Source organism: Streptomyces sp. NBC_00209 (assembly GCF_045206345.1).
Classification (GTDB): domain Bacteria; phylum Actinomycetota; class Actinomycetes; order Streptomycetales; family Streptomycetaceae; genus Streptomyces.
On the sequence record NZ_CP108121.1, the window covers coordinates 1,728,634 to 1,741,414 of the forward strand.

Below are 12,781 nucleotides of genomic sequence, written 5' to 3' on the forward strand. Positions count from 1 at the left end.
GAGCGCGGGTGCCCCCGCCCGTACGGACGGGGGCACTCGCGCGAGGAGGCCGGGTCAGCAGCCGCCGCAGTTGTAGTAGGTCACGTCCCAGTGGTTGCCCTCGTCGGCGTAGACGTTGCCGGAGCCGGACTTGTACTGGGGGGCGCCGTCACCGCGCAGGCCGATGTAACTGAACACGCCCTTGATGTAGTTGGTGAGACAGGTGGTCTTGCCGAAGTCGAGCTTGTAGCCGTTCCAGTGCGAGTACGTGCCGCCGGCGTGCCCGGTCTCCGTGCCGCCGGTGATGTTCAGGGCGCAGCCGGTGGCGCTCTTCAGGGTCTGGGCGCCCTGCGCGGTCGGCAGGTTGAGCTGGTCGAACGAGGTGCAGGTGGAGACGTTCCGGTTGGAGCAGCCGCCGGAGGACGACCAGGTGACCCCGGACGAACTGAAGCGGGAGGTCGCCTGGCTGTGGGTGAGCTTGGTGACGGCGTACGCGTCGGTCGTGCCGCTCACCAGGCCGAAGCCGGGCGCGAAGAGGACGCCGAGCACCAGGGCGAGGGCGGTCAGGACGGGGCGCAGCGTCATCCGGGAGACGTGGGGCGCGTGGAAGACCATGGGGGGACTCTCCTCCTGTGCATGACAAAGGGGCAGGGAGATAGTGCCCCAGTTCTACGCGCGTCGCCAGGGGGCCTCACGTAACGGCCGCGTGAACAGATCGCGGACGCCGCGACAGCCTTCGCCATAGATGTTGAACTTTGAACAAGATGGGTCTACAGTCGAATTCGTTGAAGGTTAAACAACAGGTCGAGCCCACTCGGCCAGGTCTTTGAGGAGGAGCCATGGCTCTGTTCACCCGCAAGTCCGACAACGCCGCTGCCGCCGCCACGACCCCGGCCGACGTCGACCCCGCCCTGGCGGCTCTCACGGGCGACTACGCGATCGACCCGGCGCACAGCAGCATCGGCTTCACCGTGCGTCACGCCATGGTCACCAACGTACGCGGCTCCTTCGCCGACCACGAGGGTTCCCTGAAGCTCGACGGCAGCGATCCGGCCGGCTCCACGGCCTCGATCGACGTGAGGATCGCCAGCGTGGACACCGGCATCAAGGACCGCGACGGCCACCTGGTGAGCGGCGACTTCTTCGACGCCGAGAAGTTCCCCCTGATGACGTTCCGCTCGACCTCCGCCGAGCAGCTGGGCGGCGACAAGTACCGCGTCACCGGCGACCTGACCATCAAGGACGTGACCCGCCCGCTCGCCATCGACCTGGAGTTCAACGGCTCCGCGAAGGACGTCTACGGCAACGAGCGCGTCGGCTTCGAGGGCGGCGCCGAGATCCTGCGCTCCGACTGGGGCCTGACCTGGAACGCGGCGCTGGAGACCGGCGGCGTCATGGTCAGCGACAAGGTGAAGCTGACCTTCGACATCTCCGCGATCAAGGCCGCCCCGCAGGCGTAGCGCCTGTTCGGCGGATCAAGGCCGCCCCGCAGGCGTGATCCGCTCAGCGCGGCGCGTCCAGCACGCGCGCGGCGGCAGCACGAAGGCCCTTCACCGACTGGTGGAGGGCCTCGTCGCGCCGGGCGGCCGACGCGGTGTGCGCGGCCTTGTGCGTGGTGTCCCCGGCGCGGGCGTCCGCGACCATCCGCCGCATGAGCTCGGCGCGCTCGCCGGACGCCCGGCCCACCCCGCCGACCGCCGCCACCATGGCGTCCGGCCCCTCCACGAGGACGACCTCGGCGGCCCGGTGCACCTCGCGGGCCAGCCCGACGAACACCGCCACCCGCTCGTCCACCGCCGCCAGGTCCGGCCGCTCCGGCCGCAGCGCCTCGAAGACGGCGTCCAGGGCGATGTCCCGGTCGTGCAGGGCCCCGAGGTACGCCACATACGCGTCCCTGCGGTGCTGTCTGCGCCACTGGTCGTACTGGGAGCGCGCCGCCGTCCGCCCGGTGACGAAGGCCGCCCCCAGAGTGGTGAGCGAGCCGACGGCGGCCCCTATCAGCGCGGCGACTTCGGCATCCATGCGCGCCATTGTGCCGCCGCTGGGGCCACCTCAGCCCATGGACTTCGAGCCGTCCAGGGATTCCCGGATGATGTCCGCGTGGCCCGCGTGCTGCGCGGTCTCCGCGATGATGTGCATCAGCGTCCTGCGGGCCGACCATTTCGCGTCCCCGTCGAACCACGGGGCCTTCGGCAGCGCGTGCGCGGCGCCCAGGTCCGGCAGCGAGGCGACCAGTTCGTCGGTCGCCGCCGCCACCTTCTCGTACGCGTCGAGCACGCCCGCCAGCGTCTCGCCCGGCAGCATGGTGAACTCGTCGGCCCGCTCGGCGAAGTCGGCCTCGGTCATCGCATTGAAGTCCGGCATCGCGGCGGCACCTTCCACGATGAACGCGGCCCAGCCCCGCTCGACCGAGGTCACGTGCTTGACCAGGCCGCCGAGACACAGCTCGCTCGCGGTGGTCCGCTGCCCGGCCTGCTCGTCGGTCAGGTCGCGGGTGGTGAACCGCAGGAAGTGCCGCTGCTTGCCCAGCGCCTCCAGGAGGTCCACCCGCTCGTCCGCGCCGGTGATCGCGGTGGCCGTCTCGCTGGCGTTCATGGTTCTGCCTTCCGTCGTTCCTGTTCCGCCGTCAGGAATGACAGTACGAGCCCTTTAGGCCAGCATCGTTCCTATACGCGCGGTCAACGCCGCCTGACCTTAAGGGCGTTGTCCGTACGGGTGGCGGGGTTGCCGTCCGGGTCGTTCTGGACGCGCTCGTGCTCCTCGCTGAGCAGCACCTCCCATTCCCCCTCCGGAAGTTCCAGCGAGGCCAGCACCTCGTCGGGCGTCGGCAGCTTCATGTCGGCGTGCCGGTCGTCCCAGGCCGGGAAGCCCGCGTGCCCCACGATCAGCAGCACCCCGCCCGGGGCGACCGCGCGGGCCGCGCGGTGCAGGATGCGCTCCCGGGGAAGGTCGCCCATGGAGTGCAGGAACTGCGCCGAGACCAGGTCGTACGCCCCTTCGGGGAAGGTGGCGCCCAGGTCGTGGAACCGCCAGTCCACCCGGTCGGCGACCCCGGCCTCCGCCGCGTGCTCGGCGGCCCGTTCGAGCGCCACGCGCGAGATGTCCGTGGCGGTGACGTGCCAGCCCCGGCCCGCCAGCCAGACCGCGTCCGCGCCCTCCCCGCACCCCAGGTCCAGCGCCCGGCCCGGCGCCAGGTCCTCGACCTCACGGACGAGCACGGTGTTGGGCTTGCCGCTCCAGATGCGGTGGCTCTCGCGGTACCGGTTGTCCCACATCTCCGCGTCGGAGGGCGCGTTGCGGGCCTCCACCGCGCGCCGGGTGTCCTCGGTGACGAGGTCCCCGTTGATGGCCGCGCCCGCCTTGAGCCCGGCCGCGGCGGCGCCGATGACCTGGTCCATGAGGCCGGTGACGTTGCCCGCCACCCACACCCCGGACGCCGCCGTCGCGCCGGTCGGGTCCGCCTCGATGTACGAGCCGAGTGTGTGCCCGCCCATCTCCAGCGGTACGGGGCGCAGCCCCAGGCTCTCCAGTACGCCGGAGCGCGCCGTGAACCTCGGCTGGACGACCACGGCCGCCCGCTCGACCACCCGGCCGCCCGCGAGGCGGACGCCGGTCAGCCGGTCGTCGGTCGCCTCCAGGCCGGCGACCTCGCCGTCGACGACCGCGATGCCGCGCGCGGCGAGCTGCTCGTACTCCTCGTCGGTGGGCTCGACCCCGTCGTGCAGGAAGAGCGTGACGTCCTCGCTCCACTGCCGCCACAGCAGGGCCTGGTGCACGGCCATGGGGCTGACCGCGAGGACACCGATCGCCGCGTCGCGCACCTCCCAGCCGTGGCAGTACGGGCAGTGCAGCACCTCGTGGCCCCACCGCTCGGCCAGGCCCGGGATCGGCGGCAGCTCGTCGGTCAGCCCGGTCGTGACCAGCAGCCGCCGCGCCGTGACGGCGGTCCCGTCCGCGCGGACGACCCGGAACCCGGAGTGCTCCGGCAACCGCTCGACCACGGTGACCTCGCCGGTCACGACCTCGGCCCCGTACCCGGCGACCTCCTCCCGCCCGATGGCCAGCAGCTCGCCGGGCGGGGTGCCCTCGCGCCCCAGGTAGTTGTGGACATGCGCGGCGGGCGCGTTGCGCGGACTCCCCGAGTCGATCACCAGCACGGACCGCCGCGCCCGCCCCAGGGCCAACGCCCCACTCAGCCCGGCGGCCCCGCCACCGATCACCACTACGTCGTACGCCTGCGTGTTGTCGCTCATGCGAACCTCCTCCATGTACGGAGATGGTGCGCGCGACCCCGGGTCCCGGCAAACATCCTTGCCGGTGCGGCAAAAAAACTGCGCTGGGCAACCCTGGTCGGCCGGGTGTTTCCGACCTGGGGCCCGGAGCTGACGCCGACCACAGCGACAGCGACAATGAGCAGACGACGGGGTCGACGGCTTGGGGGAACGGGATGCTGACCGGCATCGTGATCGACGCGCTGGACGTCGCGCGCATGGACCGCTTCTGGCTGGACGCGACACAGGGACGGACGGGCGGGCTGCAGTTGCGGTGCGCGCCGACCACGAAGCCGAAGGCGGCACACAAGAACCGACTCCACCTCGACCTGGCCGGGGGGCCGGACTGGGAGGCCGAGGTGGCACGCCTGCTCGCACTCGGTGCGACGCGGGCCGACATCGGCCAGGGGGACGTTCCGTGGGACGTGTTGGCGGATCCAGAGGGCAACGAGTTCTGTGTGCTGCGCCCCGGTCACCCTGGCGTGGTCGCCGACTCCGGCCTCGTCGCGATCTGCCTCGACGTCTCGGAGGAGGAGCGCTCTGCGCAGCGGACCTTCTGGCAGGCCCAGGCCGACTGGCACGCGGTCGAGTCCCACGATTGGGGCGTCCGGCTGCGCCGGACGCCCGCGAGCACGGTCTCACTGGTGATGGGGCCGCCTGCGGCGCCCAAGGAGGCGCGGAACAGGCTGCGGCTGGAAGTCACTCGACGCGACCGGGAACCCGGCGAGTTCCTCGACGCCGGTGGCAACGAGTTCCACGTCACCGGGTAACCCTCCAGCAGGCCCGCGCGGCGCAGTTCGGTCAGCAGCGCGGCGTGCGGGCGGGGCCGGACGCCGGCGTCGGCCCGGTCCCGCAGTCGGCTCCAGGCCGTGACCCCGGAACAGCCCACGCATCGCCCCCCTGCGACAGCCTCCGCAGCGCATAACTGATGCCGACGGGAACCCGCCCGGTCCGGGACCCGCAAGCGCCCGGCGCCTACCCCGTCGTCCCGGCGACTGCCTGGTGCGATCCGCGAGGGCCTCGGACGGCTCCGGAACGACCCGCGCGGCAAACACCCCTGCCGATGCGGCAAGAGATCCGCGTAGACGCCAGACCGCAACCTTCACGTACCGAATAACGTACGCTTATGGTACCGTTTTAAGTACGTTTCATGGAGGGTTAGCGACATACGCAGGAGGAACCCATGACCATCAACGCAAGCGAAGCGCGGAAGGACTTCTTCGGCCTGATCCGTCGCGTCACCGAAGACCATGCCCCGGAGCGCGTCACCTCGAAGGCGGGCACCGTCGTGATCATGTCCGAGGAGGACTACAACGCCTGGGAGGAGACGATGTACCTGATGCGCTCCCCCCGCAACGCCGCCCGCCTCATGCGCTCCATCGAGCAGATGGATGCCGGACGCGGCACCGTCCGAGACCTGATCGACACGGAGGACGCGTGAAGACGTCGTTCTCGGACGACGGGTGGGAGGACTACACCCACTGGGCGGACACCGACCGCAAGACGCTCCGCAGGATCAATGACCTCATCAAGGAGATCAAACGGACCCCTTTCGAAGGCAGAGGCAAGCCCGAGCCCCTGAAAGGGAACCTGTCCGGCTGGTGGTCCCGCCGCATCACGCAGGAACACCGGCTGGTCTACCGCGTCACCGACTCCGGCGGCCTGGAGATCATCCAGGCCCGCGACCACTACTGACTCCTCATGCGGTCTGTCAGAAATACTCCAGCGCATCAAGATTCAGCGCGGGGAGTGAGCCCGCATGAGGAGACCCTCGCCACAATCGAAGGCCACACCCTGCAGACTGGCCGCGCGCTGGACCTCGATGAAGCCGAGCGCCTCATGCAGGCTGCGGGAAGCCCGGTTCTGTACGGACACGAAGCACCACACCTCCGCAGCTCGCTCCCACGCCCAGGCCATCCGCCAGCGCGTCAGCGCAGCGCCGATCCCCCGCCGCCTCCAGCCTTCGGCAACTGTCACCCCAGTCAGGTAGTGGCCGCTGGGCGCGCCGTCGTCCGGGTGCTCCGGCAGGAAGGTCGCGCGGGCGTATCCGGCGAGTTCCCCGTCGACCCTCGCGAGAACGACCGTGGCGCGTCCGTCCTTGATGGCCCGTGAGATTGGACCGGCCCAATGCGACGCCTCCCCGCCCCGGGCATGGACCTGGAGGCAGGCGAGGTGGGGGGCGTCCTCCTGCTTCGCCTCTGCGAGTTCGGGCAGGACGGGGACTGGGTGAGGCATCACGCGCGGTCGGTATACGGCGAAACGGGGAGTGCGCTCTGGCATGGGGCAAGCGTAGGCGCGAGGTCCCGAGTGCCGGACCAGGCACCCATACCCGCCGCTCAGCGCGGGATCTCGGCGAACAGCCTCGCCGGGGCGGCGAACTCGCACCAGACGATTTTGCCGGGGTTGCGCTCGCCGACGCCCCACTTGGCCGCCAGGGCGGACACCAGCATCAGGCCCCGGCCGCGTTCCGCCGTGGGGTCCGGGGAGGGGGCGGTTTCCGGGACCTCGCCGTCGCCGCTGTCGTGGATCTCGATCCGGAGTCGGGCCTCCGCTCGGTCCCAGTGCAGGAACAGGCGGTAGCCGCGCCCCGGCGGTACGCCGTGTACGAGTGCGTTGGTCGCGAGTTCGCTCACGCAGAGCAGCACGTCGTCGGTGTTCACGTGGTGTTCCTCGCACGCCCAGTCGGCCAGGGCCTCCCGTACGAACTTCCGTACGAGCGGCACGGACCTGCGCTCCCGGCGGTAGAAGGCTTCGCGGAATTCGAGGAGTTGAGTTACTTCGTTCATGAGACGAAGGTCACACAACGTCACTACCGTTGTGCACCGCGTCAGGTCGTACGAAGTCGATGTACGACCACTGACGGGTCATCACGCGGCTTGAACGGGGAGAGGCACCACATGGAGCAAGCGAAGCAGGCGAAGAGGAAGCGGATTACGTCGTGGCACCTGATCGGCGCTCAGGTGTCCATGTTCCGACGAGCGGCCGGGTTAACTCAGGCGACCCTCGCGGATCAGTGCCGCGTCAGCGACGACACGATCGCATCGATCGAGCAAGGGCGGCGACTGCTTCAGCGGGACTTCGCCATGCTCCTGGATGAACTCCTGCAAACCAAGGGCGCCTTGAAGGTCGCCGTGGAGAAGGTGCCGGAGAAGGAGCGGTTCCCGCTCTTCGTACAGGACTATGTGGAGTACGAGCAGGACGCGGTAGCGCTGCACTCGTACGAGAACCAGCTTGTGCCGGGGCTCCTCCAGACCGAGGACTACGCACGAGCAGTCTTCAAGTCCTCCTACCCGCCGCTTGAACCGGAGGAGGTGGAGGAACGGGTGAAGAACCGCATGCAGCGGCAGGCCCTGCTGGACCGCAAGCCTCGCCCCATGCTGAGCTTCCTCCTGGAGGAAGTGATCCTCCATCGGCCCATCGGCGGGCCCGACGTCCTGCGCGAGCAGATCAGGCGACTGCGCGAGGTCGCCGAACTCCCCTTCGTGACCATCCAGATCATGCCGACGAATCGCCGCACTCATGCCGCCCTCGACGGACCGATGGTCCTCCTCGAAACCTCGGATCACGATCAACTCGCGTACATCGAAGGGCAGCGTGTGAGCTTCCTCGTGGACGACGCCGAGGAAGTCAGCGTCTTCCAGCAGAAATGTGGGATGCTCCGGTCGCAGGCGCACTCGCCCGAGGAGAGCATCTGCCTAATGGACGACCTGCTTGGAGAGACATGACCCGCGCAGCACACGGCACCGGCCTCAGCTGGTTCAAGTCAAGCTACAGCGGCAGCGAAGGCGGCAACTGCCTCGAAGTCGCCTATGACTGGCGCAAGTCGAGCTACAGCAGCAGTCAGGGCGGCGACTGCGTCGAGGTCGCCGCGCACCCCGCCGCCGTGCACGTCCGGGACTCCAAGGTCACCGACGGGCCCATGCTCACCGTGCCGCCCGCCGCCTGGGACGCCTTCCTCCGGGCGAACGTCTAGCGCCTCGTCGCCGCGAGGTAGACGCGGCGGGCCGGGATCTCGTTCTCGTACGCCTCGCGGACCGTGCAGTCGTCGGTCGTGAAGCCCGCCTCGTGGGTCGCCCTGCGGAGCTCGTACGCGGTGAACTCCGCCCAGTAGACGCGGAGATCGCTGCCCAAGGGGTCGGCGATGACGCCGTCCCCCTCGCCCTCCTTCGCGACGATGAGCAGCCCGCCGCCGGGGCGTATCGCGGCGGCCCAGGACGCCATCGTGTCGGGCAGCCGGTGCTTCGGCTGGTCGTGGAGCGAGTAGTACGCGACCAGGCCGTCGAGCGGGCCGCCCGTGATCGCGCCCTGGTCCATGACCGCGAACCGCACGCCCGGCTGCTCCCGGCGCGCCAGCGCCACGCAGCGGGGTGAGAGGTCGATGCCCAGCATGTCGAGGCCGTGCGCCGCGAGCAGGGCCGTGACGTGGCCGCAGGGGCCGCAGCCCGCGTCGTACACCCGGCCGCCCGCACCGACCCGCTCCGCGAACGCGCGCAGGACCTCCAGGTCGTGCGGCTTCTCCGTCAACTCGTCGCGGAAGAGCCGCAGATAGTGGTCCGCGCGCGCGTCCCAGGTACGGACGACGTCGGCGGAGCTGCCGGGTGCGGGTGACGCCATGGGGCCGGTCATCGCCGTACCGTACCGCTCCTTTACTCTCCCTTTATGAAACAGACGAAGATTCTTGTCGGACTGGCCGCTGCGGGTCTGCTCCTCGCGGGCTGCGGCTCCTCCGACAGCGGCGACGCGGCCGACGGCGCGGCGCAGAAGGCCCTGCCCGTCGCCATCGACGGCCCTCGCCCCACCGTCGTCCCCCAGCGTGAGGCCGGCGAGAAGCTCAAGGTCGCCCCGGCCCCGGCGATGGACGCGCCGTTCGCCGAGAAGGTGGGGCACAACCTGCGGGAGAAGGTGCTCCGCTCGGCGCGGGTGGCCGGTAAGACCGCCGCCACGTGCCCGGACGGTGTGGACCAGAAGGCCGGTGCGGTCAGCACGTGCGTGGCGACGTACGAGGGGGTCGAGGTCCCCTACGAGGTCAAGATCAGCGATTCGGCCAAGAAGGGCAGCGCGCTCGTCTTCTTCGAGGCCACGCCCAAGAAGGGCCTGCTGGTGGGTGAGGCGGTGTACGACTCGTTCAACGAGCAGTACGGCGCCGAGTCCGGACGCACCGACGCGAGCAAGCTCGCCTGCGACGAGCTCCCCGCGGCGAAGGCGGTCCCGATGGGCGCCGACACCGGCTACACCTGCCAGTACTGGAGCAAGTTCGGCAACCAGGGCGAGCCCGGTTACACGACCCTGCGCATCACGATGGGCAAGGACGGCTACGGTCTGGGCTTCGACCCGGCTCCCGCCGGCTAACGCGGGCGGCCGCTACCAGCGGTCGCGGTGGATCACATCGGCCACCGGGCGGCGGCGGACCGGGCCGAAGGTGCCCTGCGGCCACCCCACCGGAATCGCGGCGAAGGTGTGCATGTCCGAAGGGATGCCGAGGGCGTCCTTCCACTCCTGCTCCAGCATCAGGTGCCAGATGGTGATGTTGGCCGCGAGCCCCAGCGCCCGCGCCGCGAGCAGGATGTTCTGGACGCCGGGGTAGACGCAGGAGCCCTCCGCGAGCGCCTGGAAGCGCGTCTGGGTGTTCGCCATGTGGTCGAGACCGGCCGGGCCGAGCGAGGCGGCGTAGACGCCGAGGCCCTCCTCGTCGAACTGTGGCTCGGGGAACTTGTAGCAGGGGATGATCAGCGCGGGAGTGTCCGCGAAGTGGTCGCGCTGGTGCTCGATCGCCGCCACCATCCGCCCGTACGCGGCGTCGTCCATGCCCTCCGGCGCGTACTTGCCGGTCGTCGCGAGGTAGGCGTCCACGCACCGCTTCCAGAGCGGGGCCAGCTCGGCCATGACCGCGCGGTCGGTGACGACCACGTACTCGTAACACTGCATGTTGCCGCCGCTCGGCCCCCACACGGCGGCCTGTATGAGCTGGTCGATGGTCTCGTCCGGCACGGCGTCCGGCTTGAGGCGGCGCATGGCGCGCATCGTGGACATCGTGGGGAAGAGCGCGGGGCCGTCGGGAGAGGGCGCGTCGGCGTAGATCGTTTCGAAGGTCATGATCGCGGAGTCTACGACTCGATTCCCGCCCCGGTAAGGCCCCTTGGAAGCGGCCGCCCGGCACCCCCTCGCGCCGGGCGGCCGCCCCTCACAGCCCCCCGCGCAGCGCGTTCACACGGGCGGCCGCGGCATCGAAGGCCGTGGGGTCCAGGGAGTCGCCCAGGGCGTCGGCCAGGGCGGTGACGGCCTCGTCGCCCTGGGAGACGCTGCGGGCCGAGCAGAGCAGCAGGTCCATCCCGGCGGCGGCGGCCTTGACGGCGCGCTGCGACGTACTGCCGTAGGACGAGAGCGCACCCGCTTCCAGCGCGTCCGTGACGGTGACGCCCTTGAACCCGAGCCGGTTGCGGAGCTCGCCGACGACGGTCGGTGAGAGACCGGCGGGACGGGCGGAGTCCAGGCCCGTGTAGACCGCCCAGGAGAGCATGACGAGCTTGACGCCCGCCGCGATGGCGTCCCGGTACGGGGCCTCGTCCACGCTGCGGAGGGTGGCGGCGGAGGTGGTGATCGTGACGGACCGCAGGTCGGTGTTCTGGCTCGCCGTCGCCGGGCCCAGGCCCGGGAAGTGCTTGGCGGTCGCGGCGACGCCCTCGCGCTGCTGGGCGGTGATGAAGTCAGCCCCGCAACTGGCCACGGCTGCGGCCGACTTGCTGTACGAGCGCGCGTACTGGTCGGTGAAGTCCCCGGCCGTGCGGTACACGTCGAGGACCGGGGCCAGGTTGACGTTCATGCCGACGCCCGCGAGGTTCAGGCCCGCGCCGCTGCCGGTGAAGTCGGCCCAGTAGTGCGGGTCGGAGGAGGCGCCGACGTCCTTGGCGGACTTGACGGGCTCCCCCGGCAGGCGGCGGATCATGCCGCCCTCCTGGTCGGTCATGAGGAGGAGCGGCGCCTTGACCGGGGACGAGGCGCGGGCCTTCTCCATGGACCGGATGACGCCCTCGATCTGCGTCAGGTTCTGGACGTTCTCGCCGAAGAAGATGACGCCCGCCGTGTGGCCCTGCTCGATGGCCGTCATCAGGGAGGCGGGGGGTGTAAGACCCGGGTACGAGTGGATGACGCGCTGCCCGGCGCGCTGAAGGGGTGACAGGGCGGCGAAGCGGGGGCGCGTGCTCTTCGGGAGCCGAACGGCGTCCGCCGCGCCCGCCGCCGGGCCCAGACCTCCGGCGAGGGCCGCGGCCCCGGCGATCAGGGCGCCGCGCCTGCTCAGGGGTGGGGTCATGAGGTGCTCCTTCGTGAACGGTCATGGGGGCGGGCGAGGGCCGGAGCGGCCTGACCGGGCCGCTCCGGCTCGTACACCTATACGTTTACGTTCACGGCGTGTTGTTCGCCAGGGCGAGGAGGCGGGAACGGTCGCCGCTGAAGCGGTCCCGGTCGACGTTGCCGGAGACTCCGCTCACCCCGCCGGTGGAGGTGTACTGCCAGACGGTGTAGTAGGGGAAGCCCGCCGGGATGCTGGGGGTGCCGGTGGTCCAGTTCGCGACCCACAGGGGGCTGCGGGCGGACATGCCGCTCCAGCCGCCGGTGCAGGTGTTCCACCAGCTCGGGCTGGTGTAGATCACGACGTCGCGGCCGGTGCGGGCCTTGTACTGGTTGTAGAAGTCGAGGATCCACTGCTGCATGGACGCCTGCGAGTAGCCGTAGCAGGTGCCCTCGATGTCCAGCACGCCCGGCAGCGTGAGGTTGTCGCGGGACCAGGCGCCGCCGTTGCTCGCGAAGAAGTCGGCCTGCGCCGCGCCGCCGGAGACGTCCGGCCGGGCGTAGTGGTACGCGCCCCGGATGACGCCCGCGTTGTAGGCGTTCAGGTAGTTGGCGCTGAACGTCGGGTCCTTGTACGTCAGCCCCTCGGTGGCCTTCATCCAGGCGAACTCGATGCCCGCGCCGCGCACCGAGCTCCAGTTGATGCCGCCCTGCCAGCTGGAGACGTCGACGCCCTCGGGGTTCGCCTTGAGGCCGGCGTCCGGCTGCGCGCCGAGGTGCAGCTGCCGGGTGTCCGGCTTGAAGTCCTTGCTGTCCTGGACGTAGCCGACGCCCATGTACCCCTTGCCGAGCGGGACGGGGTTGTCGTGGCGGGGCGCCGCCGAGGCGGTGCCGGACATCAGGCCGAGCAGCAGCGCCGCGCTCGTACCGAGGACACCGGCCGCGGTGAGTCTCTTGCGAGTGATCATGAGGAGCCTCCTGCTGGTGGGGGGAAGCGGCCGTGGCCGGCCGCTCGGGCAGCACGCTTCACGCATGGGTCTACGCGCGTCTACTTGTCGCGAACACGACACAGTCAGCCACAGAAGCGCCCCTCCGGTAAATAGTTTCCACCCTTCGTTAGTGGTCTAGACCGCTATCCGTCGCCGTGAACTGCGTGAACGCCCGCCGCCCCGCGGAACTTTCGGCGCGCCCGGACCGGCCCGCCAGGCGCGTCCCCACTCGATCGGGTGGACGTTCTCTCTCAA

At 70.3% G+C, this 12,781-nt stretch carries 17 protein-coding genes; 7 read left to right on the forward strand and 10 right to left on the reverse strand.

Translation table 11 applies throughout. The features are described 5' to 3' along the window. Window positions 1–54: 54 nt before the first annotated feature. On the reverse strand, window positions 55–594 hold the full coding sequence (locus OG867_RS07475; protein ID WP_406283751.1) for a hypothetical protein: 540 nt from the start codon (window positions 592–594) through the stop codon (window positions 55–57). 224 nt (window positions 595–818) lie between these two features. Here OG867_RS07475 and OG867_RS07480 point away from each other — a divergent pair, with 224 nt between their 5' ends. Next, on the forward strand, window positions 819–1,439 hold the full coding sequence (locus tag OG867_RS07480; RefSeq protein ID WP_406283753.1) for a YceI family protein: 621 nt from the start codon (window positions 819–821) through the stop codon (window positions 1,437–1,439). Window positions 1,440–1,482: 43 nt separating this feature from the next. Here OG867_RS07480 and OG867_RS07485 read toward each other — a convergent pair whose 3' ends face one another. From OG867_RS07485 to OG867_RS07495, 3 genes are all read right to left on the reverse strand, one after another. Beyond that, a complete protein-coding gene (locus OG867_RS07485) occupies window positions 1,483–2,001 on the reverse strand; it encodes a proline dehydrogenase (RefSeq protein WP_406283755.1) in 519 nt (172 codons plus the stop codon). Between the two features lie 30 nt (window positions 2,002–2,031). After that, window positions 2,032–2,574 (reverse strand): DinB family protein, encoded by a 543-nt coding sequence (locus OG867_RS07490; RefSeq protein ID WP_406283757.1) that lies wholly within the window; start codon window positions 2,572–2,574, stop codon window positions 2,032–2,034. An 83-nt stretch (window positions 2,575–2,657) separates the two neighbouring features. Then, a complete protein-coding gene (locus OG867_RS07495) occupies window positions 2,658–4,232 on the reverse strand; it encodes an FAD-dependent oxidoreductase (protein WP_406283759.1) in 1,575 nt (524 codons plus the stop codon). 194 nt (window positions 4,233–4,426) lie between these two features. On the opposite strand from OG867_RS07495, the gene OG867_RS07500 reads away from it, so the two are divergent. The 3 genes from OG867_RS07500 to OG867_RS07510 all read left to right on the forward strand — a co-directional run bounded on the left by OG867_RS07500 (window position 4,427) and on the right by OG867_RS07510 (window position 5,945). After that, the gene (locus tag OG867_RS07500; protein ID WP_406283761.1) at window positions 4,427–5,020 is read left to right on the forward strand and encodes a VOC family protein; all 594 of its coding nucleotides are present in this window, start codon (window positions 4,427–4,429) and stop codon (window positions 5,018–5,020) included. Between the two features lie 413 nt (window positions 5,021–5,433). Continuing rightward, entirely contained in the window at window positions 5,434–5,691 is a 258-nt protein-coding gene (locus OG867_RS07505; RefSeq protein ID WP_032763654.1) for a type II toxin-antitoxin system Phd/YefM family antitoxin, read from the forward strand. Beyond that, entirely contained in the window at window positions 5,688–5,945 is a 258-nt protein-coding gene (locus tag OG867_RS07510; protein WP_406283763.1) for a Txe/YoeB family addiction module toxin, read from the forward strand. The genes OG867_RS07505 and OG867_RS07510 overlap by 4 nt, the downstream gene beginning before the upstream one ends. A gap of 42 nt (window positions 5,946–5,987) precedes the next feature. Here OG867_RS07510 and OG867_RS07515 read toward each other — a convergent pair whose 3' ends face one another. Further along, entirely contained in the window at window positions 5,988–6,485 is a 498-nt protein-coding gene (locus OG867_RS07515; RefSeq protein WP_406290822.1) for a GNAT family N-acetyltransferase, read from the reverse strand. Between the two features lie 101 nt (window positions 6,486–6,586). After that, window positions 6,587–7,036, reverse strand: a complete 450-nt coding sequence (locus OG867_RS07520) for an ATP-binding protein (RefSeq protein ID WP_406283765.1) — start codon at window positions 7,034–7,036, stop codon at window positions 6,587–6,589. Between the two features lie 111 nt (window positions 7,037–7,147). On the opposite strand from OG867_RS07520, the gene OG867_RS07525 reads away from it, so the two are divergent. Next, window positions 7,148–7,975, forward strand: coding sequence for a helix-turn-helix domain-containing protein (locus OG867_RS07525; protein ID WP_406283767.1), 828 nt, complete (start codon window positions 7,148–7,150; stop codon window positions 7,973–7,975). Then, entirely contained in the window at window positions 7,972–8,223 is a 252-nt protein-coding gene (locus OG867_RS07530; RefSeq protein ID WP_406283769.1) for a DUF397 domain-containing protein, read from the forward strand. The genes OG867_RS07525 and OG867_RS07530 overlap by 4 nt, the downstream gene beginning before the upstream one ends. Here the strand turns inward: OG867_RS07530 and OG867_RS07535 are convergent. Further along, window positions 8,220–8,876 (reverse strand): class I SAM-dependent methyltransferase, encoded by a 657-nt coding sequence (locus tag OG867_RS07535; RefSeq protein ID WP_406283771.1) that lies wholly within the window; start codon window positions 8,874–8,876, stop codon window positions 8,220–8,222. The genes OG867_RS07530 and OG867_RS07535 overlap by 4 nt on opposite strands. 33 nt (window positions 8,877–8,909) lie before the next feature. On the opposite strand from OG867_RS07535, the gene OG867_RS07540 reads away from it, so the two are divergent. Continuing rightward, a complete protein-coding gene (locus tag OG867_RS07540) occupies window positions 8,910–9,599 on the forward strand; it encodes a hypothetical protein (RefSeq protein ID WP_406283773.1) in 690 nt (229 codons plus the stop codon). A 12-nt stretch (window positions 9,600–9,611) separates the two neighbouring features. Here the strand turns inward: OG867_RS07540 and OG867_RS07545 are convergent, their stop codons facing one another. The 3 genes from OG867_RS07545 to OG867_RS07555 form a co-directional block, all read right to left on the reverse strand. After that, entirely contained in the window at window positions 9,612–10,343 is a 732-nt protein-coding gene (locus tag OG867_RS07545) for a nitroreductase family protein (protein WP_406283775.1), read from the reverse strand. A gap of 88 nt (window positions 10,344–10,431) precedes the next feature. Further along, window positions 10,432–11,559 carry a glycoside hydrolase family 3 N-terminal domain-containing protein gene (locus tag OG867_RS07550; RefSeq protein WP_406283777.1) on the reverse strand — a complete coding sequence of 376 codons (1,128 nt, stop codon included), beginning with the start codon at window positions 11,557–11,559 and terminating at the stop codon, window positions 10,432–10,434. 91 nt (window positions 11,560–11,650) lie between these two features. Continuing rightward, on the reverse strand, window positions 11,651–12,505 hold the full coding sequence (locus OG867_RS07555; RefSeq protein WP_406283779.1) for a GH25 family lysozyme: 855 nt from the start codon (window positions 12,503–12,505) through the stop codon (window positions 11,651–11,653). Window positions 12,506–12,781 lie beyond the last annotated feature (276 nt).